Annotated in this window: 22 protein-coding genes; 17 read left to right on the top strand and 5 right to left on the bottom strand. The window is 62.7% G+C overall.

Features of this window, described 5'->3' with window-relative positions; translation table 11 throughout:
• Nucleotides 1-251: 251 nt before the first annotated feature.
• The 7 genes from KVQ74_RS02470 (at nt 252) to KVQ74_RS02440 (ending at nt 8,573) form a co-directional block, all read left to right on the top strand.
• Nucleotides 252-1,607, top strand: a complete 1,356-nt coding sequence (locus KVQ74_RS02470; RefSeq protein ID WP_217829410.1) for a M16 family metallopeptidase — start codon at nt 252-254, stop codon at nt 1,605-1,607.
• The gene (locus KVQ74_RS02465; RefSeq protein WP_217829409.1) at nt 1,600-3,090 is read left to right on the top strand and encodes a M16 family metallopeptidase; all 1,491 of its coding nucleotides are present in this window, start codon (nt 1,600-1,602) and stop codon (nt 3,088-3,090) included. The genes KVQ74_RS02470 and KVQ74_RS02465 overlap by 8 nt, the downstream gene beginning before the upstream one ends.
• Complete coding sequence (rsmD, locus tag KVQ74_RS02460; protein ID WP_217829408.1) at nt 3,090-3,686, top strand: 16S rRNA (guanine(966)-N(2))-methyltransferase RsmD; 597 nt, start codon at nt 3,090-3,092, stop codon at nt 3,684-3,686. Before KVQ74_RS02465 ends, rsmD begins: the two co-directional genes overlap by 1 nt.
• A 112-nt stretch (nt 3,687-3,798) precedes the next feature.
• Complete coding sequence (locus tag KVQ74_RS02455) at nt 3,799-5,145, top strand: M16 family metallopeptidase (protein WP_217829407.1); 1,347 nt, start codon at nt 3,799-3,801, stop codon at nt 5,143-5,145.
• The gene (locus tag KVQ74_RS02450) at nt 5,138-6,637 is read left to right on the top strand and encodes a M16 family metallopeptidase (protein WP_217829406.1); all 1,500 of its coding nucleotides are present in this window, start codon (nt 5,138-5,140) and stop codon (nt 6,635-6,637) included. Before KVQ74_RS02455 ends, KVQ74_RS02450 begins: the two co-directional genes overlap by 8 nt.
• 69 nt (nt 6,638-6,706) lie before the next feature.
• Nucleotides 6,707-7,723, top strand: a complete 1,017-nt coding sequence (locus KVQ74_RS02445; RefSeq protein ID WP_318837722.1) for a hydrolase — start codon at nt 6,707-6,709, stop codon at nt 7,721-7,723.
• A 4-nt stretch (nt 7,724-7,727) separates the two neighbouring features.
• A complete protein-coding gene (locus KVQ74_RS02440) occupies nt 7,728-8,573 on the top strand; it encodes an AraC family transcriptional regulator (RefSeq protein WP_217829405.1) in 846 nt (281 codons plus the stop codon).
• Nucleotides 8,574-8,627: 54 nt separating this feature from the next.
• Here the strand turns inward: KVQ74_RS02440 and KVQ74_RS02435 are convergent, their stop codons facing one another.
• Both KVQ74_RS02435 and KVQ74_RS02430 read right to left on the bottom strand, forming a co-directional pair.
• On the bottom strand, nt 8,628-9,482 hold the full coding sequence (locus tag KVQ74_RS02435) for a sulfurtransferase (RefSeq protein ID WP_217829404.1): 855 nt from the start codon (nt 9,480-9,482) through the stop codon (nt 8,628-8,630).
• 28 nt (nt 9,483-9,510) lie between these two features.
• Nucleotides 9,511-10,182, bottom strand: a complete 672-nt coding sequence (locus KVQ74_RS02430; protein WP_217829403.1) for a TetR/AcrR family transcriptional regulator — start codon at nt 10,180-10,182, stop codon at nt 9,511-9,513.
• A gap of 146 nt (nt 10,183-10,328) precedes the next feature.
• Here KVQ74_RS02430 and KVQ74_RS02425 point away from each other — a divergent pair, with 146 nt between their 5' ends.
• From KVQ74_RS02425 to KVQ74_RS02405, 5 genes are all read left to right on the top strand, one after another.
• Complete coding sequence (locus KVQ74_RS02425) at nt 10,329-11,759, top strand: coniferyl aldehyde dehydrogenase (protein WP_217829402.1); 1,431 nt, start codon at nt 10,329-10,331, stop codon at nt 11,757-11,759.
• Between the two features lie 24 nt (nt 11,760-11,783).
• Entirely contained in the window at nt 11,784-12,329 is a 546-nt protein-coding gene (locus KVQ74_RS02420) for a twin-arginine translocation pathway signal protein (RefSeq protein WP_217829401.1), read from the top strand.
• A gap of 82 nt (nt 12,330-12,411) precedes the next feature.
• Nucleotides 12,412-14,007 carry a GMC family oxidoreductase gene (locus KVQ74_RS02415; RefSeq protein ID WP_217829400.1) on the top strand — a complete coding sequence of 532 codons (1,596 nt, stop codon included), beginning with the start codon at nt 12,412-12,414 and terminating at the stop codon, nt 14,005-14,007.
• Nucleotides 14,008-14,122: 115 nt separating this feature from the next.
• The gene (gene coaD, locus KVQ74_RS02410) at nt 14,123-14,602 is read left to right on the top strand and encodes a pantetheine-phosphate adenylyltransferase (protein ID WP_217829399.1); all 480 of its coding nucleotides are present in this window, start codon (nt 14,123-14,125) and stop codon (nt 14,600-14,602) included.
• 102 nt (nt 14,603-14,704) lie between these two features.
• The gene (locus KVQ74_RS02405) at nt 14,705-14,956 is read left to right on the top strand and encodes a YfhL family 4Fe-4S dicluster ferredoxin (RefSeq protein ID WP_003195146.1); all 252 of its coding nucleotides are present in this window, start codon (nt 14,705-14,707) and stop codon (nt 14,954-14,956) included.
• Nucleotides 14,957-15,105: 149 nt separating this feature from the next.
• Here the strand turns inward: KVQ74_RS02405 and KVQ74_RS02400 are convergent, their stop codons facing one another.
• The 3 genes from KVQ74_RS02400 to KVQ74_RS02390 form a co-directional block, all read right to left on the bottom strand.
• Entirely contained in the window at nt 15,106-15,429 is a 324-nt protein-coding gene (locus tag KVQ74_RS02400) for a multidrug transporter (protein ID WP_217829398.1), read from the bottom strand.
• Nucleotides 15,430-15,497: 68 nt separating this feature from the next.
• A complete protein-coding gene (gene mutM / locus KVQ74_RS02395; RefSeq protein WP_217829397.1) occupies nt 15,498-16,310 on the bottom strand; it encodes a bifunctional DNA-formamidopyrimidine glycosylase/DNA-(apurinic or apyrimidinic site) lyase in 813 nt (270 codons plus the stop codon).
• Nucleotides 16,311-16,339: 29 nt separating this feature from the next.
• Nucleotides 16,340-17,152, bottom strand: coding sequence for an HDOD domain-containing protein (locus KVQ74_RS02390; RefSeq protein WP_217829636.1), 813 nt, complete (start codon nt 17,150-17,152; stop codon nt 16,340-16,342).
• Nucleotides 17,153-17,457: 305 nt separating this feature from the next.
• Here KVQ74_RS02390 and KVQ74_RS02385 point away from each other — a divergent pair, with 305 nt between their 5' ends.
• The 5 genes from KVQ74_RS02385 to ilvD all read left to right on the top strand — a co-directional run bounded on the left by KVQ74_RS02385 (nt 17,458) and on the right by ilvD (nt 24,469).
• On the top strand, nt 17,458-18,654 hold the full coding sequence (locus tag KVQ74_RS02385; RefSeq protein ID WP_217829396.1) for a class I SAM-dependent rRNA methyltransferase: 1,197 nt from the start codon (nt 17,458-17,460) through the stop codon (nt 18,652-18,654).
• Nucleotides 18,655-19,114: 460 nt separating this feature from the next.
• The gene (locus KVQ74_RS02380) at nt 19,115-20,185 is read left to right on the top strand and encodes a SagB family peptide dehydrogenase (RefSeq protein WP_217829395.1); all 1,071 of its coding nucleotides are present in this window, start codon (nt 19,115-19,117) and stop codon (nt 20,183-20,185) included.
• Nucleotides 20,182-21,144 carry a diiron oxygenase gene (locus KVQ74_RS02375; protein WP_217829394.1) on the top strand — a complete coding sequence of 321 codons (963 nt, stop codon included), beginning with the start codon at nt 20,182-20,184 and terminating at the stop codon, nt 21,142-21,144. The genes KVQ74_RS02380 and KVQ74_RS02375 overlap by 4 nt, the downstream gene beginning before the upstream one ends.
• On the top strand, nt 21,137-22,369 hold the full coding sequence (locus KVQ74_RS02370) for an MFS transporter (protein ID WP_217829393.1): 1,233 nt from the start codon (nt 21,137-21,139) through the stop codon (nt 22,367-22,369). Before KVQ74_RS02375 ends, KVQ74_RS02370 begins: the two co-directional genes overlap by 8 nt.
• A 258-nt stretch (nt 22,370-22,627) precedes the next feature.
• Nucleotides 22,628-24,469 (top strand): dihydroxy-acid dehydratase, encoded by a 1,842-nt coding sequence (ilvD, locus tag KVQ74_RS02365; RefSeq protein WP_217829392.1) that lies wholly within the window; start codon nt 22,628-22,630, stop codon nt 24,467-24,469.
• Nucleotides 24,470-24,603 lie beyond the last annotated feature (134 nt).

Below are 24,603 nucleotides of genomic sequence, written 5' to 3'. Positions count from 1 at the left end.
TCACGCGCAACATTTTGTCGAGGCACCAGCGGCACCTCAAAGGAATCGTTTCAATGAAGGACAAACCGGCAAATTCGGCGAAAAAGCGAAGTTTAGTCGATAAACCTCAGCTTTCTGCCGCGAACCCATACAGCCTGATCAAGTCTTGAAACCTGATAGGCGTGGTCGCCGGTAAAACGGATCAGTATCCTAGCACCCTCTCGCCCGCCGACGCTAAGACCAAGCGGGCAGCCCAACAGGTTTAAAAACGAATGAATGCTCTAGCCCGCCGCGCTGCCGGCCTGCTGCTCGGCACAGTCTGTCTGCCCCTTTCGGCCCTGGCGGCCGACCCGCAACCGACCCATGAATTCACCCTCGTCAACGGCCTGAAGGTCGTCGTGCGCGAGGACCATCGCGCGCCGGTGGTGGTGTCGCAGGTCTGGTACAAGGTCGGCTCCAGCTACGAAACCCCGGGCCAGACCGGTCTGTCTCACGCCCTCGAACACATGATGTTCAAGGGCAGCGAGAAAGTCGGCCCCGGCGAAGCCTCGCTGATCCTGCGTGATCTCGGCGCCGAAGAAAACGCATTCACCAGCGACGACTTCACCGCCTACTACCAGGTGCTGGCCCGCGATCGCCTGGGCGTGGCCTTCGAACTGGAAGCCGACCGCATGGCCAGCCTGCGCCTGCCGGCCGACGAGTTCGCCAAGGAAATCGAGGTCATCAAGGAAGAACGCCGCCTGCGCACCGACGACAAGCCGATGTCCAAGGCCTACGAGCGCTTCAAGGCGATGGCCTACCCGGCCAGTGGCTACCACACGCCGACCATCGGCTGGATGGCCGACCTCGACCGGATGAAGGTCGAGGAGCTGCGTCACTGGTATCAGTCCTGGTATGTACCGAACAACGCCACGCTGGTGGTGGTCGGCGACGTCACCCCGGACGAAGTGAAGACCCTCGCCCAGCGCTATTTCGGGCCGATCGCCAGACGCGACGTGCCACCGGCGAAAAAGCCGCTGGAACTGGCCGAACCCGGCGAGCGCCAGATCACCCTGCATGTGCAGACGCAACTGCCGAGCCTGATGCTCGGCTTCAACGTCCCGAGTCTCGCCACCGCCGAAGACAAACGCTCGGTCAATGCCCTGCGGCTGATCTCGGCGCTGCTGGACGGCGGCTACAGCGGTCGCATCCCGACCCAACTGGAGCGCGGCGAAGAACTGGTGTCCGGCGGCGCGTCGAGTTACGACGCCTATACGCGCGGCGATAGCCTGTTCACCCTGTCCGCCACCCCGAACACGCAGAAGAAGAAAACCATGGCCCAGGCTGAAGCCGGCCTGTGGAAACTGCTGGAACAGCTGAAAACCACCGCGCCGTCCGCCGAAGAACTGGAACGGGTGCGCGCGCAAGTGATCGCCGGTCTGGTCTTCGAGCGCGACTCGATCACCAGCCAGGCCACCGCCATCGGCCAACTGGAGACGGTAGGCCTGTCGTGGAAGCTGATGGACACCGAACTGGCCGATCTGGAAAGCGTCACCCCGCAGGACATCCAGAACGCCGCCAAGCTGTATTTCACCCGCGAACGTCTCAGCGTCGCCCATGTTCTGCCACAGGAGACGACTCATGAGTGAGCGCAAAACCCCACGTCTGTTGCTGCTCGGCCTGATTGCCGTGGCGGTGATCGGCGCCGCCGCGTTCTACCTGGCGCCAAGCGACAACACCAAGGCCAGTGAAGCGCTGGATAACGCCAAGTCCAGCCAGAAACTGCAATCCCTGGCCGAGCTCGACGGCAAGACACCGAGCAGCCGCAAGCTCGACGTGCAGACCTGGAACACTGCCGAAGGCGCCAAGGTGCTGTTCGTCGAGGCGCGCGAGCTGCCGATGTTCGACATGCGCCTGATCTTTTCCGCCGGCAGCAGCCAGGACGGCAACGCGCCGGGCCTGGCCCTGCTGACCAACGCCATGCTCAACGAAGGCGTGGCCGGCAAAGACGTCAGCGCCATCGCCCAGGGCTTCGAAAGCCTCGGTGCGGACTTCGGCAACGGCGCCTACAAGGACATGGCCATCGCTTCGCTGCGCAGCCTGAGCGCCGCCGAGCAGCGCGAGCCGGCACTGAAACTGTTCTCGGAAGTGGTGGGCAAACCGACCTTCCCCGCCGACTCCTTCGCGCGCATCAAAAACCAGATGCTTGCCGGGTTCGAATACCAGAAACAGAACCCCGGCAAACTCGCCAGCCTCGAGCTGATGAAGCGTCTGTATGGCGAGCACCCGTATGCCCATTCCAGCGATGGCAGCGCGCAAAGCGTGCCGAAGATCACCCTGGCGCAACTGCGTGAGTTCCATGCCAGGGCTTACGCCGCCGGCAACGCGGTGATTGCACTGGTGGGTGATTTGTCCCGCGCCGAAGCCGAGGCGATTGCCAACCAGGTCTCCGCCGCCCTGCCGAAAGGCCCGGCGCTGGTGAAGATCGCCCAGCCGCAGGAGCCGAAGGCCAGCGTCGGCCATATCGAGTTCCCGTCGAAGCAGACCAACCTGATGATCGCGCAACTGGGCATCGACCGTGACGACCCGGACTACGCCGCCCTGTCGATGGGCAACCAGATCCTCGGCGGTGGCGGTTTCGGCACCCGTCTGATGAGCGAAGTGCGCGAGAAGCGTGGCCTGGCCTACGGCGTGTATTCGGCGTTCAGCCCGATGCAGGTGCGCGGGCCGTTCATGATCAACCTGCAGACCCGCGCGGAAATGAGCGAGGGCACCCTGAAACTGGTGCAGGACGTACTCGCCGATTACCTGAAGACCGGCCCGACCCAGAAAGAACTCGACGACGCCAAACGCGAACTGGCCGGCAGCTTCCCGCTGTCCACGGCGAGCAACGCCGACATCGTCGGCCAGCTCGGCGCCATGGGCTTCTACAATCTGCCGCTGAGCTACCTGGATGACTTCATGCGTCAGTCCCAGAGCCTGACCGTCGAGCAGGTCAAGGATGCCCTGAACAAACACTTGAGCACGGACAAACTGGTCATCGTCAGCGCTGGCCCGACCGTGCCGCAAAAGCCGTTACCGGCCCCATCTGATAAACCTGCCGAGCAGCCGCTCGGGGTTCCGGAGCATTAATGGCCAGTCCAAGAAAGCCTGCACCCAAACAACACAACGGCGTGAACCAGCTGCGCATCATCGGCGGCGAATGGCGCAGTCGCAAACTGAGCTTCCCGGACGTCCAGGGCCTGCGCCCGACGCCGGATCGCGTGCGCGAAACCCTGTTCAACTGGCTCGCGCCGTACGTGGCCGGGGCCAAGGTGCTCGATCCGTTCGCCGGCAGCGGGGCGATCTTCCTCGAAGCGCTGTCCCGTGGCGCGGCCATGGGCGTGGCGCTGGATGCCAGTCACGTCGCCGTGTCGAGCCTCAAAGAACACCTCGGCACCCTGCGCTGCACCACCGGCCAGGTGCAGACCGCCGATGCACTGCGTTATCTGGAAACCCAGGAAGCCACCGCGTTCGACCTGGTGTTCCTCGACCCGCCGTTCAACCAGAACCTGCTGCCCGCCGCCTGCACGCTGCTGGAAGAGCGCCAATGGCTGGCCGCTGACGCATGGATCTACACCGAAAGCGAAACCGCGCCATCGACCCTCGGCCTGCCGGGCAACTGGCGTCTGCACCGCGAGCAGAAATCCGGGCAGGTGTTCTACGCACTGTGGCAGCGCGGCGCGTAATCCGTCCCGATGGGCAACAACGGCTGTGTGGTAGATAACTACCGCACATCCGCGTCGGGCAATCGTCACAGTGGCTTGCGAATTTCCGTAACCCACTGAGGACGAATCCCCCATGGATACCTTGTGCAGCAGGATGCTGCTAGTTCTGGCGCTGACCCCGCTGTTGGCGCTGGCGACCCCCACCCCTCCCACCCACGACTTTATGCTGGACAACGGCCTGAAGGTCATCGTGCGCGAAGATCACCGCGCGCCGCTGGTGACCACGCAGCTCTGGTTCAAGGTCGGTTCGAGCGACGAATCCCCCGGCCACACCGGCCTGTCCCATGCCCTGGAACACATGCTTTACAAAGGCAGCAGCAAGCTGTGTTCAGGAGAGGCCGCGGCCATTCTTGAATCACTGGGCGCTGCGGAAAATGCCTTCACCGGCCAGCATGTGACCGCGTATCACCAGACGCTGGCGACGCAGTATCTGGGGGTCGCCTTCGAATTGATGGCCGACCTGATGTCGACCGCGCACCTGCGCACCGAAGAGCTGATCCCCGAAATGGCGGTGATCCGTGAAGAGCGCCGCCTGCGGGTGGACGACGACCCGATGGAAACCGCCCTCGAACGCCTCTCGACCCTGGCCTTCCCCTCCAGCGGCCTGCGCACGCCGGTCATCGGCTGGATGAACGACCTGTACCGCCTGACCGCCAGCGATCTGCGCGACTGGTATCAATCGCGCTACGCCCCCGGCAACGCGGTGCTGGTGATCGTCGGTGACGTGACCCTCGAGCAGGTCAAACCGTTGGCCAGGCGCTGGTTCGGCGCAATCGCCAGTCGACCCTTTCCGGCAATGCAGCCGATGCGCGAGTTGCCCGAGCCGGGCGAACGCCAGGTGACACTTCACCTCCCCGTCCACGCGCCCGAGTTGATCATGGCCTTCAATGTGCCGGGGCAGGTCACCGCTACGGCAAGCCGCACGGTATACGCCCTGCGTCTGATCGAGATGCTGCTGGCGGGTTCGCCCAGCGCGCGCCTGCAAAAGCGTCTGCAATTCCAGGAAGGCCTGTTCAGCAAAGTCGAGGCCGACTACACCCCGCACACCCGAGGCGACAGCCTGCTGACACTCACCGCCCGACTCACTGACTCGAATACCGCCAGCCTGGATGCGGCGCAAACGCGAATCTGGCAAATGCTCGACGAACTGCGCGCCACCGCGCCTGGCGCAGACGAACTGGAGCGCGCCCGAACCCAATTGATCGCGCGGCAGATTTATACCCGGGACTTCATCGAACACACCGCCCATCAACTGGCCTTGCTGGAAAGCAGCGGCCTGCCCTGGCAACTGCTGGACCAGGACATCGAGGAGCTGAAGAAAGTGACACCCGCCGACATTCGTCGGACCGCCGAGACGTATCTGACCCGTGAGCGCCTGAGCACGGCCCATGTTCTGGTGAAGGAGGCCGGCCATGAATAAATGCCTCCATGACCCGCGAATCGCCTTGTTCTCGCTGGTGCTGATTACCTGCCTGAGCGCCGAACCGGCGACGGCCGATCACGCGCTTACCGCGCCAGCCGGATTCCCCGCACCACGCCTGCAATCGCTGCGGGAAGCGCAAGGCATTCGCCCCACGCCACGGCCATTGACCATCAAGGGCTGGAAAACCCGCAGCGGCACCAAGATCCTGTTCATCCGCACCACGCAAGCGCCGATGTTCGATGTCCATGTTAGCTTCGCCGCCGGCAGCACCCGCGACGTCACCTCGCCCAGCCTGGCCGGCGTGACATTCAGCCTGCTCAACGAAGGCGTGGCCGGCAAGGCCGATTACACGGCCATCAGTGAAACCTTCGATGGCGTCGGCGCCAGGTTGGGCATGAAACTGGATCAGGAGCGCGCGAGTTACTCCCTGCGCAGCCTCAGCGACCCTGAGAAAAGCGCACCGGCCCTGCAACTTTTCACCCGGATTCTCGGCCAGCCGTCACTGTCCGCAGACGGTTTGATTCGGGTCAAGAACGAACTGCGTGGCCGCCTGCTGACCACGGCCCGACAACCGGAGATCATTGCCGCCCTGCGCCTCCAGGCGCTTCTGGTTCCCGAAACGCCGTTCGCCCATTCGATCTATGGAACCCAAGCGAGCCTGGATCTGATCACCCGCCAGGCCGTGCAAGACTTCCACCGCCAAGCCTACTCGGCGCGCCATGCGCAAATCACCCTGGTGGGCGACCTGACGCTGGAGCAGGCTCAGGCCATCAGCCGGCAGATTGCCGACGCACTGCCCGACACCCCCGCGAGTCCAGCCCTCGCATCAGCCAAACCGACCGGCACGGTCAAAGAAAGTCATGTCGAGCGCGAACAGGAACAGACGTACCTGCTGCTCGGGCAACCCGCCGTCTCGCGCCAGCATCAGGATTACCCCGCGCTGTATGCGGCGACACTGATGTTCGGCAACGGCAACAACTCGCGCCTGATCAACGAACTGCGGCAAAAACGTGGCCTGGTGTACGGCGCCAAAGCCCGTACGGAAGACTGGGCGCAAAGCGGAATGACCACGATCAGCCTGCACACCAGCCCGCAGTTCACCCGCGAGACGGCGGCGTTAGTGCGGTCGATGTTCAGCGACTATTTACGCGATGGCCCGACCCAGGCAGAACTCGACCACCTCAAGCGACGCCTGGCCAATACCAGTGTCGTGGACAGCGCCAGCAATCAGCAGATTCTCGAACGTCTGGTGCAGATCAATCGCCATGAGCTGCCCCTTGATCTGGATTACTTCATGGAGCAGGTGCAGCGACTGACGCTCAAGCAAATCAAAGCCGCGCTGGACCGGCATTGGTCCGATGAGCAATGGCGAGTGATCAGCGTCGGCCCGACGGTCGAGCAACTGCCGCTGCCACAGCCAGTGGATGCTCCAGTCATCAACCCGTCCGGGCAGACGTGTCGCGCGGATACCGGGTTTGTGGCAAGTTAGGCTTTCCTTGACCGTCGCAGCCGCCACTTCGCGTTGCCGCTGCCTGCATAACCCTTTTCGAGATTGACCGTGCGCGCACCTTTGCCTTCCACCGAATCCGGCTTTCGTTTCACCCCCGCCTTCGGCCTCGGCAATCCTCACCTGCAAACCTTGTGGGGGCCTCTGTGGCGCAAGACCGTGCATCTGGAGCGCGAGCGCGAACGCCTGTGGCTCGACGATGGCGATTTCCTCGATCTCGACTGGCATGGCCCGCACAGCGCCGACGCACCTCTGGTGCTGGTGCTGCACGGGCTGACCGGTTCCTCCAATTCGCCTTATGTCGCCGGCATCCAGGCCGCGCTGGCGGCGCAAGGCTGGGCCAGTGTCGCGTTGAACTGGCGCGGCTGCTCGGGCGAGCCGAACCTGTTGCCACGCAGCTACCACTCCGGCGCCAGCGAAGACCTCGCCGAAACCATCAAGCACCTGCGCGCCAAGCGGCCACTGGCGCCGCTGTATGCGGTCGGCTACTCCCTCGGCGGCAACGTGCTGCTCAAGCATCTGGGGGAAACCGGCAGCACCAGCGGTGTGCTCGGCGCGGTGGCGGTCTCGGTGCCGTTTCGTCTGGATCAGTGCGCCGACCGCATCGGCCAGGGATTTTCCAGGGTCTATCAGGCGCACTTCATGCGCGAGATGCTGGCCTACATCAAGAACAAACAACGTCAGTTCCAGCATGACGGACGCGAGGATGGCCTGGCGGCGCTGGCAGCCCTCGGCTCGCTGGAAAACATGCGCACCTTCTGGGACTTCGATGGCCGGGTGACCGCGCCGCTGAATGGTTTCGTCGATGCCGAGGATTACTATCGCCGCGCCTCGAGCCGTTACTTTCTCGGCGAAATACGCACCCCGACCCTGATCATTCAGGCGGCGGACGATCCGTTTGTGTTCCCCCACAGTCTGCCGCAAGCCAGCGAGCTGTCGACCTCGACCGAGTTCGAATTGCAGGCCCGGGGCGGGCATGTCGGCTTCGTCGACGGCTCGTTCCGCACGCCGGGTTACTACCTGGAGCGGCGCATTCCGCAATGGCTCGCCAGCGCCGGGCGTGGGTGAGTCGATGAACGAACAGGGCGAATCGATCCGTTTCTGGCAGGCCGCGCCGCTGGCCGGGGTCGAGTTATTGACCGCGCGCTACATCGAGCATCGCTTTGCCCCGCATGTCCATGACGGCTACGTGATCGGCATGATCATGGCCGGCGCCCAGCGCTACCGCTATCGCGGCGCCGAACACCTGGCCGGCAGCGGCACGCTGGTGCTGATCAATCCGGACGAAGTGCACAACGGCCACAAAGGCACCGAAGACGGCTGGCTGTACCGGGCGTTTTATCCCGACACCGGGCAAATCGTCGGCCTGTTGGAAGAACTGGACCTGCCCACGGCGCCCATGCCGGCCTTCGGCGCGACGCTGTATCGCGATCCGGATCTGGTCAATGGTTTCTGTCAGTTGCATCGTTTGCTGGAAAGTCCGGCCACCGCGTTACAGCAGCAGACGGTCTGGCGCGAAATGATGATGCTGCTGTTGCAGCGTCACGCGGCGGTGGAGATCGCTGGCCAACCGGGCAAGGAGCATCGGGCGGTGGCCATGGCCAAGGAATTGCTGAATGCGCAACTGGCGGCGCCACCGTCGCTGGAGGAACTGGCGGCGGCGGTGAACCTGTCGCCGTTCCACTTCGCCCGGGTGTTCCGCCGCGCCACCGGCATGCCGCCGCACACCTGGCTGATGCAGCAACGCATCGCCTGCGCTCGCGGGCTGTTGCAGAGCGGTTGCCTGCCGGTGGAAGTCGCCACGCAATTGGGATTTGCCGACCAGAGCCATTTGAGCCGGCAGTTCAAGCAGGTCTACGGCGTGGGGCCGGCGGCGTATCGCAGCGCCCGGCAATTGCCCGAAGCCCGAGAGCGCTGAAAGCTCGTTGCGGGAGGAAGCCAGCTCCCTCCCGCAGAAGAGCAATGGCGAGGATTATTCGCCGGTGGCGATGCCTCGGCCAGGCTCGTTGATCCACTCGCTCCATGACCCGGCATACAACGCCGCCAGCGGATAACCCGCCAGGCACAGGGCGAACAGGTTGTGACAGGCCGTCACCCCGGAGCCGCAATACGCCACCAGGTCCGTCGGCAAACGCCCGTCGAGTTTCGCGGCAAAGCGCTGCTTGAGCTGATCGGCCGTCAGGAAACGACCGTCGCTGCCCAGGTTGTCGGTGAACGCTGCGCATTGCGCGCCGGGGATGTGCCCGGCGATCGGGTCGATCGGTTCCACTTCACCCTTGAAGCGCGGCAAGGCGCGGGCATCGAGCAGGGTCAGGGTTGGCTGGCCGAGACGTTTTTGCAGTTGCTCGGCGCTGAGCAACAGGCGCATGTCCGGCTGACCGTTGAAGTTGCCGCGATGGGCGACCGGCGGGTCCAGGCTCAGTGGCAGGCCCGCCGCGTGCCAGGCCTTGAGCCCGCCATCGAGAATGAACACGCCGTCACGCTTGCCCAGCCACGCCAGCAACCACCAGGCCCGCGCCGCGTAGGCACCGGGACCGTCGTCATACAGCACCACCTCGCTGTCGTCATTGATGCCAAAGGCTTGCAGGCGCTCGATCAGTGCCGCCGGCTCCGGCAGTGGATGACGCCCGGTCACGCCCTTGATCACCGGGCCGCTGAGGTCACGCTCCAGATCCGCGAAGCTCGCCCCGGCGATATGACCCTCGGCGTAGCTGCGCTGACCGTAGTCCGGATCTTCGAGGGCAAAACGGCAATCGAGAATCACCAGCCCCGGTTGTTCCTGGCGGGCATGCAGCGCCTGCGGGCTGATCAGTTGCGCAATCGGCATAACGGACGACTCCTGAGAGGGAAAGGGATTACGGCTTTTCTTCGAGCGCCTGGGCCAGCGGTACGTAGAACTCCTCGAACAATGCGTTGACCGCATCGCGGGCCTCGTCGGTGACGAATCCCGCCTCCAGCACCAGCACCTGATACACGCCACGCTTGATGGCTTGCTCGCTGAGGTGGTTGGAGTTTTCCCGGGTCGTGCACAGAAAGCGCACCCAGGAGGTGAGGATGATCCACGCGTTGAGAGTCAGGGACTCGATCTGCACCCGGTCCATCTTCAGGATCCCGGCCGCGACGAAGCCATCGTAGATCGCCGCGCCCTGGATCACGCAGCGCTGGGAAAAGCGCCGGTAGCGCCCGGCCAGATCCGGATCGCTGTCGAGCAGGTGTTCGAGGTCGCGGTGCAGAAAGCGGTAGCGCCACATCGCCGACAGCAGTTCCTTGAGATAGAAACGCTTGTCCTCGACCGTCGCGGCGCGACCCTGGGGCGGACGCAGGAAGCTGTCGACCAGGCTTTCGTACTCACTGAACAGCACGGCGATGATCGCCTGCTTGTTGGGGAAGTGGTAGTACAGATTGCCCGGAGAAATCTCCATATGGGCGGCGATGTGATTGGTGCTGATGCTGCGCTCGCCCTGCTGATTGAACAGCTCAAGGCTGTTCTGCACGATGCGCTCGCTGGTTTTTATTCGTGGGGCCATGGCTTGAGCTTTAATTCAGAGTGCGTTGACGGGCATCTTACGACCTATCCGGAACGGGATAAAACCATCACGCACAAGGAAGTCATTTGACTTTATAGAGCATAGACTCTAAAAAGTTCCTCACAACAACAAATCCGGAGCCGACGATGACCGCCGATATTGCCTACCTGCAAACGCTGCAACAGCCGCTGGAAGAGCTCAACCGGCTGTTCGAAGCGCAGCGGGCCGCTTACGCCGCCAACCCGATGCCGCCCGCCGCCCAGCGTCAGCAATGGCTCAAGGCCCTGCGCGATGTGCTGAGCAACGAACGGCAGGCCCTGATCGACGCCATCAGCTCCGATTTCAGCCACCGCAGCGCCGATGAAACGCTGCTCGCCGAACTGATGCCGAGCCTGCACGGCATTCACTACGCCAGCCGCCACATCAAGCAATGGATGAAGCCGTCGCGGCGCAAAGTCGGCATCGCCTTTCAGCCGGCGTCGGCAAAAGTGGTGTACCAACCGCTGGGCGTGGTCGGGGTCATCGTGCCGTGGAACTACCCGCTGTTTCTGGCGATCGGCCCGCTGGTGGGCGCGCTCTCGGCGGGCAACCGGGTGATGCTCAAGCTCAGCGAATCGACCCCGGCCACCGGCTTGCTGCTCAAGGAATTGCTCGCACGGATCTTCCCTGAGGACCTGGTCTGCGTGGTGCTTGGCGAAGCGGATATCGGCGTGGCGTTTTCCCGCCTGCGCTTCGATCACCTGCTGTTCACCGGCGCCACCAGCATCGGCAAGCACGTGATGCGCGCCGCAGCGGAAAACCTCACGCCGGTGACTCTGGAGCTGGGCGGCAAATCCCCGGCCATCGTCTCCCGCGACGTGCCGCTGAAGGACGCCGCCGAACGCATCGCCTTCGGCAAAACCCTCAATGCCGGGCAGACCTGCGTCGCCCCCGACTACGTGCTGGTGCCGGAAGACCGGGTCGGCGGTTTCGTCGAAGCCTATCGCCAGGCGGTGCGCGGCTTTTATCCGACACTCGCCGACAACCCGGACTACACCGCGATCATCAACGAACGTCAGCTCGCGCGGCTCAACGATTACCTCAGCGACGCCACCCTCAAGGGCGCGCTGCTGATCCCGCTGTTCGATCAAGGCCAGGGCCGACGCATGCCCCACAGCCTGCTGTTGAATGTCAGCGATGAGATGACGGTGATGCAGGACGAGATCTTCGGCCCGTTGCTGCCGATCGTGCCGTATCAGGACCTGGACCAGGCATTTGCTTACATCAATCAGCGGCCACGTCCTCTGGCTCTTTACTACTTTGGCTACGACAAACGCGAACAGAACCGCGTGCTGCACGAAACCCATTCCGGCGGTGTATGCCTCAACGACACCCTGTTGCACGTCGCCCAGGATGATATGCCGTTTGGCGGCGTCGGCCCTTCGGGCATGGGCCACTACCACGGCCACGAGGGCTTCCTGACGTTCAGCAAGGCCAAAGGCGTACTGGTGAAACAGCGCTTCAACGCGGCCCGGCTGATTTATCCGCCGTACGGAAAATCCATCCAGAAACTGATCCAGAAGCTGTTCATTCGCTAACGTCACCGCCGGGTAATAACAACAATGCACCCAAGCCTGACCGAAACACCCGCCCTGTCGCGTCGGGGCCTGCTGAAATTCAGCCTCGGCGCCACGGCATTCCTTGCCACCGCCGGCGTTGGCGCCAGCCTCAGTGGCTGTTCGTCGAGCGTTCCGGCGAATGGTTTTGCCGCGCTGCGCAACGGTGACCTGCTGTTTCTGCGCGCACTGATTCCGGTGATGCTCGACGGCGCCGTGGCCGTCGAGACGATGCCCGCCGCCATCGACGGCACGCTCAAATCGCTGGATGCCAGCCTCGATCATCTGTCGCCGGAAATGCTCAAGCTCACCCGACAATTGTTCGACGTGCTGGGCCTGGCCGTGACGCGCGGGCCGCTGACGGGGATCTGGGGCAGTTGGGAAAACGCCAGTCCCGAAGCGATGCGCCACTTCCTCGAACGTTGGGAAAACAGCTCGCTGAGTTTGTTGCGCATGGGCCACAGCTCCCTGCAACAAATGGTGATGATGGCCTGGTACACCCGCGCCGAATCCTGGGCGCACTGCGGTTACCCCGGTCCGCCCACTGTCTGAAACCCAATGTGGGAGCGGGCTTGCCCACGCAGGCCGCAGCCGCCGCACCACCGCATCCAGAATAATAAAGAGAACCTGATAGATGCCCGTACCCGACCCGTTCCGCGAAGGCCTCGCCCGTGGCTGGAAAACCTACAACGGCGCGCAACTGACCGATGACCTGACCTTGGAAGCCGATGTCGCGATCATCGGCAGCGGCGCCGGTGGCGGCACCACGGCGGAAATCCTCAGCGCCGCCGGCTACAAAGTGCTGCTGATCGAAGAAGGCCCGCTCAAGACCAGCAGCGATTTCAAACTGCTCGAAGACCAGGCCTACAGCAGCCTTTACCAGGAAGGCATCGGCCGCATGAGCAAGGACGGCGCGATCACCATCCTGCAGGGCCGGGCGGTCGGCGGCACCACGCTGGTCAACTGGACATCGAGTTTCCGCACACCGCAGCCAACCCTCGAACACTGGGCCAAAGAGCACAACGTCAAGGGCCACAGCCCGGCGGAGATGGCGCCGTGGTTCGAAAAAATGGAGCAGCGCCTGGGCATTGCACCGTGGAGGGTGCCGCCCAACGCCAACAATGACGTGATCCGCAAAGGCTGCGAACAGCTCGGCTACAGCTGGCACGTGATTCCGCGCAACGTGCGCGGCTGCTGGAACCTGGGCTATTGCGGCATGGGCTGCCCGACCAATGCCAAGCAATCGATGATGGTCACCACCATTCCGGCCACACTGGAGAAGGGCGGCGAGCTGTTGTACCTGGCCCGCGCGGAAAAACTCACCATCAATGGCGACAAGGTCACCGGCCTGCAATGCGTGGCGATGGACGAACGCTGCGTCGAACCGACCGGCCGCACCATCACGGTCAAGGCCCGGCATTACGTATTGGCGGGTGGCGGCATCAACAGCCCGGCGCTGCTGTTGCGCTCGGACGCACCGGATCCGCACCAGCGGCTCGGCAAACGCACCTTCCTGCATCCGGTGAACATGTCCGCCGGGCGTTTCGACGAGGTCATCAACCCGTTTTACGGGGCGCCGCAGTCGATCTACTCCGACCATTTCCAATGGAAGGACGGCACCACCGGGCCGATGGCGTTCAAACTCGAAGTGCCGCCGCTGCATCCGGCGCTGGCCGCCACGCTGCTCGGCGGTTTTGGTCAGGAGAACGCCCGACACATGGCGGACTTGCCGCGTACCCACGCGATGCTGGCGTTGCTGCGTGACGGTTTTCATCAGGACAGCCAGGGCGGCAGCGTCGAGTTGCGCGGCGATGGCTCGCCGGTGCTCGACTATCAAGTGTCGCCTTATGCCTGGGACGGATTGCGCCGGGCCTTCCACGTCATGGCAGAAATCCAGTTCGCCGGCGGCGCCAAAGCGGTGATGCCGATGCACGCCGACGCACGCTACGTAAACAGCCTGGCCGAGGCGCGCACATTGATCGATGGCCTGAGCCTGGAGTTGTATCGCACGCGGCTGGGCAGCGCCCATGTCATGGGCGGTTGCGCCATGGGCGAAGACCCGAAAAGCGCGGTCACCGACAGCCTTGGCCGGCATCATCAGTTGCGCAACCTGTCGATTCACGATGGCTCGCTGTTCCCCACCAGCATCGGCGCCAACCCGCAGTTGTCGGTGTATGGTCTGACGGCGCAACTGGCGACATCTCTCGGCGAACGGTTGAGAAACCCGTGAAAAAACCGAATATTCCTATCGTCTATAGTGCTTTCTTACCCAACAGGCGACTTGGCCGACCGGGACGGCTGCGATACCATCCGACTCCCCAACGGACTCCCGCCAGGACGACGCGATGAACCGAGTGTTGTACCCAGGTACATTCGACCCTATTACCAAGGGCCATGGCGATCTGGTCGAACGCGCCTCGCGGCTGTTCGACCATGTGATCATCGCCGTCGCCGCCAGCCCCAAGAAAAACCCGCTGTTCCCGCTGGAGCAACGGGTCGAGCTGGCACGCGAAGTCACCAAACACCTGCCGAACGTGGAAGTGGTCGGTTTCTCGACGCTGCTGGCGCATTTCGCCAAAGAGCAGAACGCCAATGTATTCCTGCGTGGCCTGCGCGCGGTGTCGGACTTCGAGTATGAATTCCAGCTGGCCAACATGAACCGCCAACTGGCGCCGGATGTGGAGAGCCTGTTTCTCACGCCGTCCGAGCGTTACTCGTTCATTTCCTCGACCCTGGTGCGGGAAATCGCGGCCCTGGGCGGCGATATCAGCAAGTTCGTCCACCCAGTCGTGGCCGAGGCGCTGACCCAGCGTTTCAAGAAGTAAAGACCGTTCAAACGGCGCCCGCGTGCACTGCGGGCGCCAATGCGGCACAATTGCGCGCATTGATTTATAGCGCCCGGGCCTGCTGCCCCGGCTGGAGTTAGCATGTCCCTGATCATCACCGACGATTGCATCAACTGCGACGTCTGCGAACCCGAGTGCCCGAACGCCGCCATTTCCCAAGGCGAAGAGATCTACGTGATCGACCCGAACCTGTGTACCCAGTGCGTCGGCCACTACGACGAGCCGCAGTGCCAGCAGGTCTGCCCGGTGGATTGCATTCCGCTGGACGAAGCCCATCCGGAGACTGAAGAACAGTTGATGGAGAAGTACCGCAAGATTACCGGCAAGGCCTGAGTCTTCGGCGCCTGTCCGGACGCCTTCGCGGGCAAGCCCGCTGCCACAGGAGTTCTCGGGTGCTCACAAGGTTTGTGTTCACCTCAGGCAGTGTGGGGCGGGCCTGCCCGCGAAGAGGCCATCAGCCACACCCTGCCATTCGGCTCAGCTCACTCGCGCTGCTCAAACCCCTCTCCCGTACACCCCAGGCACCGCACGAACGCGGCCTTCGCCGGTTCGACCACCAACGCCTGCCCCGCATCGCCAATCCCGCCGCCCAGTGCGGTAAACGGCAACGACACGACAAACGCCCCCGCCCCGATCACTGTTGCCACCACCAGCAATGGCCGGGCAATCAGCAGATCGCCAAGCATGGCGTAGGCCGGTGGATTCTGGATGGCGTAGCGCGGATCACCGCTGCCGCCTTCCGTGGCCTGGACGGCCAGGCTGGAACACAGCAGCAGCGTGACAAAGAGGATTTGCAGGGATTTCATGGCACGATCCTTCGGGCTGAACAGTGAGACAACTCACTATAGACCGTAGGACTTTTTCAGCTTTTTGCTCAGGTCTGGCAGCGCGGGCACCACACACTGGCACGCTGCCCGAGTTTGACTTCCCGCAGCCCCGTGCCGCAGACCTTGCAGTGTTCCCCACCACGGCCGTAGACAAACAGCTCCTGCTGGAAATACCCCGGCTGCCCGTCGCCGCCAATGAAGTCGCGCAACGTGGTGCCGCCGCGCTCGATGGCCGCCGCGAGGATGCGTTTGATCTCGATCGCCAGCTTCAGATACCGCGCCCGGGAAATGCCCTTGGCCTCGCGGCGCGGATCGATGCCGGCGGCGAACAGCGCTTCGGTCGCATAAATATTGCCGACGCCCACCACCACCGCGTTGTCCATGATGAACGGTTTGACCGCCATCGACCGTCCACGGGACAGCTGGAACAGCCGCTCGCCGTCGAACAGGTCGGTCAGCGGTTCCGGCCCGAGGCGGATCAGCAATTCGTGATTGAGCGGATCGTTGCTCCACAGCATCGCGCCGAAACGCCGGGGATCGGTGTAGCGCAGGGCCAGGCCGGATTCCAGCTCGATGTCCACATGCTCATGCTTGAGCGCCGGCAGCCCGACCTCCACCAGGCGCAAATTGCCCGACATGCCCAAGTGGCTGATCAGCGTGCCGGCCTCGGCATTGATCAGCAGGTACTTGGCCCGCCGCTCGACCAGCACGATGCGCTGCCCGGACAGGCGCACATCGAGGTCTTCGGGGATCGGCCAGCGCAAACGCCGGTCACGCACGATCACCCGACTGACGCGCTGGCCCTCCAGATGCGGGGCGATACCGCGACGGGTGGTTTCGACTTCCGGCAATTCAGGCATGAGTTTCTCGAATCAATGGGCTTGTTGAATCAGTGTGCGCCGAGTTCGCGGATCGTTTGCTTGAGGGTTTCGAAGTCGTACTCCGAGAGGCCGATGTACTCGAGCACCAGCGGCCCGACCGCCTGCCATTCGAAGTCTTCGGTCTGATTGCCCAGTACCCGGTACGACGCACAGATATGTTCGGCCATCTTGAGGATCGCCAGCAGGTTTTTCATCTGAGTGTTGCGCGAGGTGTCGTCGCTGAAGATCGCCAAGGCATTATGGTGGTTGGCGATGGCCGCGCTGACATGCTCCGGCAGACGCCAGGATTTGGCGGTGTAGTAACCGACCACCGAATGGTTGGTGTTGTACACACGGTTTTCTGTGTCCACCACCCGGCATTCGGCACTGGCACTGCCATAGGCTTCTTCGAGCGTGGTCATGTAGTCAGGGAAACGCTGCAGCATCAGCGGCACGCCGCAGTCGTGGAACAGGCCCAGTGCGTAGGCCTCGTCGCTCGCCTCGGTGCCGACGCGCTTGGCCAGGGTCAGGCAGGTCATCGCGACATCCTGGGCGGTATCCCAGAAGCGGTTGAGGGTGACGATGGTGTCGTCGTTCATCTCGCCCTTGATCGACATCGCATTGATCAAATTGACGATCGAACGGCTGCCCAACAGGTTCACCGCGCGCTTGATCGAGGTGATCTTGTTGCTCAGGCCGTAATACGGCGAATTGACGATTTTCAGCAGCGAGCCGGACAGGCCGGGGTCCTGGGAGATCAGCTTGGCGATCGTCTCCAGATCCGGGTCAGGCATGTACTGCTCCATCTGCAGATCCACCATGATCTGCGGCTGCGCCGGCACGCTGATGCCTTGCAGGGACTGTTGAATCTGTTCGGTGGTCAGCTCTTGGGACATAAGTACACACTCTGGGACAGGCGGCGATTCTAACCCTTAAAAACCGACGGACGACACTTCGAGGGGCAGATCGGGAAGATTTCATTCAAGACCAGCCCATGGATTTCGCCTGATTCACTTGTATCCAATTGTGCACGCGAGCCTGCTCCGGGCGGTGTTCCGACGATGGCGCCGTCAGCGTTTCATCGCTCACCCGGCCCGACGCCAGCCGCAACACGGTATACTCCCGCTCTTTTTTCCGGAGCGACGTCATGTCCCTGCCTAGCTTGCGCCTAAAAGCCAACGCCGACCGTCGCCTGCGCGCCGGTCACCTGTGGGTCTACAGCAACGAAATCGACGTGGCCGCCACGCCGCTGCACGGCTTCCAGGCCGGTGACCAGGCCATCCTCGAAGCCGCCGGTGGCAAGCCGCTGGGCATCGTCGCCATGAGCCCGAACAACCTGATCTGCGCCCGCCTGCTGTCGCGCGACATCAAGCTGTCGCTGGACAAATCGCTGCTGGTACATCGCCTGAACGTCGCCCTGTCGCTGCGCGAGCGCCTGTTCGACAAGCCTTTCTATCGTCTGGTCTACGGCGATTCCGACCTGCTGCCGGGTCTGGTGGTCGACCGTTTCGGCGATATCGTCGTGGTACAGATCGCCTCGGCAACCATGGAAGCGCATAAAGATGACGTGATCGCCGCGCTGACTCAGGTGCTCAAGCCAAGCGGCATTCTGTTCAAGAACGACTCCGCCGCCCGCGATGCCGAAGGCCTGAACCGCTACGTCGAAACCGTGTTCGGCCTGGTGCCGGAATGGGTCGCGCTGGAAGAGAACGGCGTGAAATTCGAAGCCCCGGTGATCCAGGGCCAGAAAACCGGCTGGTTCTACGATCACCGCATGAACCGCGCGCGCCTGGCGCCTTACGTCAACGGCAAACGCGTGCTGGACCTGTACAGCTACATCGGTGGCTGGGGCGTGCAGGCCGGTGCGTTCGGTGCCAGCGAAGTGTTCTGCGTCGACGCGTCGGGCTTCGCCCTCGATGGCGTGGAGCGCAACGCCGCCCTGAACGGTTTCGCCGACAAGATGACCTGCATCGAAGGCGACGTCTTCGAGGCGCTGAAAGAACTCAAGGCTGCCGAAGAGCGCTTCGACGTGATCGTTGCCGACCCGCCGGCGTTCATCAAGCGCAAGAAAGACATGAAGAACGGCGAAGGCGCCTACCGCCGCCTCAACGAGCAAGCCATGCGCCTGCTCACCAAGGACGGCATCCTGGTCAGCGCATCCTGCTCGATGCACCTGCCGGAAGACGACCTGCAGAACATCCTGCTGACCAGCGCCCGCCACCTGGATCGCAACATCCAGTTGCTGGAGCGTGGCGGTCAGGGTCCGGATCATCCGGTCCACCCGGCCATCGCCGAAACCCGCTACATCAAGAGCATCACCTGCCGCCTGCTGCCAAACAGCTGATCGGCGAAAACGGGGAGCCCACGGGCTCCCCGTTTGCCTTGCACGACGGCACAACGCCCGGCTGCGGATTTGCCCTTCATATTTATAACCTTCCTACTCTTGCGCCCTACAAGCGACGAGGATATTTCCCTGTATCTTGCAAACAAGGAAATAAACCCTACAAGTTAGTCTCAAGACACAAGATTGCTCCGACAAAATTACTGGAATATTCCTACTCAATATTTGTTTGCCAACAATCCATTACAAACTATTATTAAGTTGTCACCACGAGGTGGCACTCATCATCAAATCAACAATGAACAAGGAGTTCACTCATGAAAACCATTACTCTCGAATCCAGCAAAATCGCCAACCTGGCTTTTCTGGTTGCCCCTAAAGCGACCCGTTAAGTAAATCAGGACGCAGGGGAGTGCCGGCCCCCCGGCGTCTTTTTGATTTCATCCAGAGCGAACCCGCGAAAATGCACATCAATCCCTACCTGTTCATACTTCCGCGCCCCCCTGGGCAGGTGGTCTGGAACTACAAGGATCATGTTCAACATGAACTTGACCTTGAATATTCCAGTCGACTTGCACAACTTATCAACGAGCCGAATACTTTCGATAAACAAAACACGATAGACACTCAACTATTGAATGCCGGAATAATAAGTACAACATTCATTGAAAGTCCCGCATGGGGCTGGGATGAACTATCAAAGATATTTCATATCGGCACGCAAAACATACCCAGTTCACACACACCACAGAACATCAAGGAATGGTCCAGACAATATCTGGAGCATTGCACGGAAGTACTCGCCACACCCGCGCCGAAAACCGATCGGCCGCAATATCCCGGAAGTTCGCGCATCGCGCTCCCGACACCTGGCGCAGTCGCTCGCGACAGCCTGTCCGCGGCCCTGACCCGACGTAAAACCTGTCGCAGTTTCAGCGATGGCGCAATTTCCCTGAATGACCTCAGCACGTTGCTTTATCTGTCCCTGGGCTACTTGCACGAACGCGAACATGACAGCGACGACGGCGTCGCCCCTGGCCTCGGCGCACGCCGCAGCAGCCCTTCCGGGGGTGGGCTGAATGCCTGCGAAGGTTTTCTGCTGGTGCAGAACGTCGAAGGCCTGGAACCCGGCGTCTACGCCTACTGCCCGGTCGCACACGCCTTGACACAGGTGAGCCCCCTGCCCGATAGCGCCCTGGGCCAACTGCTCGGCGGCCAGCACTTCATCAACAATCTGCCACTGGGCCTGTTCATCACCGCCCGGTTCGACCGGCTCTGGTGGAAATACCTGCATTCACGGGCCTATCGCATGGCCTTCGTGGAGGCCGGCCACCTCTCGCAGACGTTCCAGCTGGTCGCCACCGCCCTGGGCCTGAACACCTGGCTGACCGGGGCCTTCACCGACGAACAGGTCCAGGCTTTGCTGAAACTCGAGGACGCCGAGCAACCGCTGTTCTTCGTCGGCTGCGGCAAAAGCGACGGGCAGGCGATGTGCCAGGAAATGCGCGATCTGTTGCGGGAAACACAGCCATGAGCACCCTCAAGACCTCCGTACATGACACCGCCGGATTCACGCTGGGCGACTGGAACCGCCGCGCCTCGGTGCGCAGCAGCACCCACGACTATCAGTTGCCGGAAGACGTGCAGCAGCAACTGCAAACCCGCCACTGGTTTCCCCCCGCCCTCCTGCCCTATCTGGCCCATCCGGCCATTGAAGCCGCCGGGCGCGACGTGCTGCATCGGCTGACGGCCAATCACCTGGTGCATTTTCTCGACTACACCACCCTCCTCGAACACCGCATCGTCAATCGCGCGGTGGAAGTCATCATCCACGCAGAGCTGCCGGCCGAAGTCCCGCCACCGATGAAGACCGCCGCGCTCCAGCTCTATACCGACGAGGGGTATCACGCGCTGTTCTCCAGTCAGTTGGCGGAACAGATTGCCGCCCTGTACGGAATCGCCGAGCGCCCGCAGATGCCACGGCGCATCACCTGCATGAACGCACTGGTTGCCCGAACGCCGGAAATGGACCGCCCACTGGCGTGGTTTCTCCTCGGCTTCGTCTCGGAAACCATCATCGCCCGGGAACTGCTCGACGTCTGTCGCGACAGCCTGGTGTCCAGTGTGAATGACATGCTGCGCGACCACCTGGCCGACGAGGCCCGTCACAGCCGCTACTTCGCCGAAGTGTTCCATTACCTGTGGCTGACCCTGAGCAGCCGCCAGCAGCTCTTTGCCAGCGCAATGCTGCTGGACATCATCGAGATTTTCTTCGAGGTCGACGAACACTGGTTGCGACAGAGCCTGCGCGGCGCAGGCATCGCCGAACAGGCCGTGACGCAGATTGTCTGCGAGACGGCGGCGACGCCGCTCAGCCGGCAGCGCGCCCGCTCAGGCGCCACCGCGACGCTGGACGCGCTGCGCAAGGCCGGTTTTTTCGAATCCCCCCGTAACCGCGCACTGTTCGCCCAGGCAGGACTGATCGATGGATAGCGCAAACCCCGTGGCAACCACCCGACAGCGGCGCGGAGCCGTCAGCCTGTTGCTGGCGATGGTGTTGCTCGGTGTTTTCCCGCTGGATGTCCTGCTGCCCTCGTTTCCGGAGCTGGCCGAACATTTCCGCAACACGCCGGCGGCCATTGCCCTCTCGGTCAGTCTGTTCGCCGTCGGGATCGCGGTGGCTCAGGTATTGATCGGGCCGCTGTCCGACGTGATCGGGCGCAAAGGCCTGTTGCTCAGCGGCATGGCCGTGTCGATGCTGGGCGCCCTGGGTTGCGTGATCACCAGTGACTACACGCTGTTCCTGATATTCCGCATCGTCCAGGCATTGGGCTGCGGCTGCTTCGTCCTGTCCCAGGCGCTGGTGCAGGACCTGTTCGACGGTGAGGAGCGCGATCGCCTGCGCATCCTGATGGTCACCGCCAGCGGGATTTTCATCTCGGTATCGCCCCTGGCCGGCACCTTCCTGCAAGCCACCCTGGGCTGGCGCGGCAGCTTCTGGGTATTCACCGCGCTGGCGGGCGTGGTGATGTTCAAGGCCTGGCTGTTTCTGGAGAGCAGCCGCCCCGCCGCCAGCGGCACACCCTTCGGCTTCCATGAGGCCTATCGACGGGTGCTGGGGAATTTCGACTTCGTCGGTTACTGGCTGATTTCGGCGTTCGCGTTTGCCTGCCACTTCTCGTTCATCGTCATTTCACCGCTGATCTTCATGGATCGCCTGCAACTGTCGGCCTACGACTTCTCGTTGATCCTGCTGGTATATGGCGCCGCTTATGTGGTCGGCGGCATCGTCGCCACGCTGCTGAGCCAAAGAGTCAGCACCGGCCGGCAAATCGTCGTAGGCCTGAGCCTGATCCTGCTGTCGGGGCTAGTGATGCTGTACCTGGCCGCGAATCATGCACTGGCCCCGGCCACGGTGCTGATCCCGATGCTGATCTGCACCGCCGGCACCACCATTACCCGACCGGCCGCCACATCCCGGGCCATGAGCCTGTTTCCCGAGAATGCCGGAACCTCGGCTTCGGCCGGCAGCACGATCATCTTCATCTGCGGCGGCCTCATCAGCGCCTTGATCAGCCTGAGTCCGGCCAACCTGCAAACCACGCTGGGTTACAGTTTTGTCTCGCTTGCCGGCGTGGCGCTGGCCTTGAACAGCCGGATCAGCCATCGCACCAGAGTGCTTCAAGCCACCGCCACGGTAGAGCCGGAGAGTGACTGATCCTGCCGGTCGTCATTTCGCACGCTTCGTCAGCACTGGAACAACGCTTTGCGCCATTCCCTCCAGACGCCAGCGGTGTAGAATCGCCAGATTCATCGCCATTCATCCCCCGGCGGGTTTATGAGCTCGGGCTGAGGCTAGCGGCGATCCCGCAACGTCATCGGCAACTGACGGACACACGGCCATTTTTCCGCGTGTTCCGGACGTCAATAGAAGCTCACTCCCCTTTAGTACCTGATTAGCCGCCCGGAGTGCTCCATGCCAGATTACCGCTCGAAAACATCCACCCACGGCCGCAACATGGCCGGCGCCCGCGCACTGTGGCGCGCCACCGGGATGAAAGATGACGACTTCAAGAAGCCGATCATCGCGATTGCCAACTCCTTCACCCAGTTCGTACCGGGCCATGTGCACCTGAAGGATCTGGGCCAACTGGTTGCCCGCGAAATCGAACGCGCCGGTGGCGTCGCGAAAGAATTCAACACCATCGCCGTGGATGACGGCATCGCCATGGGCCATGACGGCATGCTGTATTCGCTGCCGAGCCGCGAGATCATCGCCGACTCCGTCGAGTACATGGTCAACGCCCACTGCGCCGACGCCATCGTGTGTATCTCCAACTGCGACAAGATCACCCCGGGCATGCTCATGGCCGCCCTGCGCCTGAACATTCCAGTGATCTTCGTGTCCGGCGGCCCGATGGAAGCCGGCAAGACCAAACTGGCCAGCCACGGTCTCGACCTCGTCGACGCCATGGTGATCGCCGCCGACTCCAGCGCTTCTGACGAGAAGGTTGCCGAGTACGAGCGCAGCGCCTGCCCGACCTGCGGTTCGTGCTCCGGCATGTTCACCGCCAACTCGATGAACTGCCTGACCGAAGCCCTGGGCCTCGCGCTGCCGGGCAACGGTTCGACCCTCGCCACCCACAGCGACCGCGAGCAACTGTTCCTGCAGGCCGGCCGCACCATCGTCGAGCTGTGCAAGCGTTACTACGGCGAGAACGACGAGTCGGTACTGCCGCGCAACATCGCCAACTTCAAGGCGTTCGAGAACGCGATGATGCTCGACATCGCCATGGGCGGTTCGACCAACACCATCCTGCACCTGCTGGCCGCTGCCCAGGAAGCCGAAATCGCTTTCGACCTGCGTGACATCGATCGCCTGTCGCGCCAGGTGCCGCAACTGTGCAAGGTCGCGCCGAACATCCAGAAGTACCACATGGAAGACGTGCACCGCGCCGGTGGCATTTTCAGCATCCTCGGTTCGCTGGCCCGTGGCGGCCTGCTGCACACCGACCTGCCGACCGTACACAGCCGCAGCATGGAAGAAGCCATCGCCAAGTGGGACATCACCCAGACCAGCGATGAAGCCGTGCACCACTTCTTCAAGGCCGGCCCGGCGGGCATTCCGACCCAGACCGCGTTCAGCCAGTCGACCCGTTGGGAAACCCTGGACGACGACCGTGAAAACGGCTGCATCCGCAGTTTCGAACACGCCTACTCGAAAGAGGGTGGCCTGGCCGTGCTGTACGGCAACATCGCCCTCGATGGCTGCGTGGTGAAAACCGCCGGTGTCGACGAGTCGATCCATGTGTTCGAAGGCAACGCGAAGATCTTCGAAAGCCAGGACAGCGCCGTGCGCGGCATCCTCGCCGATGAAGTGAAGGAAGGCGACATCGTCATCATTCGCTACGAAGGCCCGAAAGGCGGCCCGGGCATGCAGGAAATGCTCTACCCGACCTCGTACCTGAAATCCAAAGGCCTGGGCAAAGCCTGTGCCCTGCTCACCGACGGCCGTTTCTCCGGCGGTACTTCCGGTCTGTCCATCGGCCACGCTTCGCCAGAAGCCGCAGCCGGCGGTGCGATTGGTCTGGTGCAGGACGGTGACAAGGTGTTGATCGACATCCCGAACCGCTCGATCAACCTGTTGATCAGCGACGAAGAACTGGCCGCGCGCCGGGTCGAGCAGGACAAGAAAGGCTGGAAACCGGTCGAGAAGCGTCCACGCAAAGTCACCACCGCCCTCAAGGCCTACGCCCTGCTGGCGACCAGCGCCGACAAGGGTGCCGTGCGTAACAAGGCGATGCTCGACGGGCTGTGATGCTTAACCGTTGAACACAAAAATGCCCCGCCAAGTGCGGGGCATTTTTGTGTCTGACCCAAATCCCTCAGACGGAAATCAAAACTGCGGGAGCGGGATTGCTCACGAAAGCGGAGGGTCAGCCAACCTGTCTG

This window comes from Pseudomonas botevensis (assembly GCF_019145475.1).
GTDB lineage: Bacteria > Pseudomonadota > Gammaproteobacteria > Pseudomonadales > Pseudomonadaceae > Aquipseudomonas > Aquipseudomonas botevensis.
The sequence above is the reverse complement of the archived record's forward strand: the minus strand, read 5'-3'. Positions and strand labels throughout refer to the sequence as shown.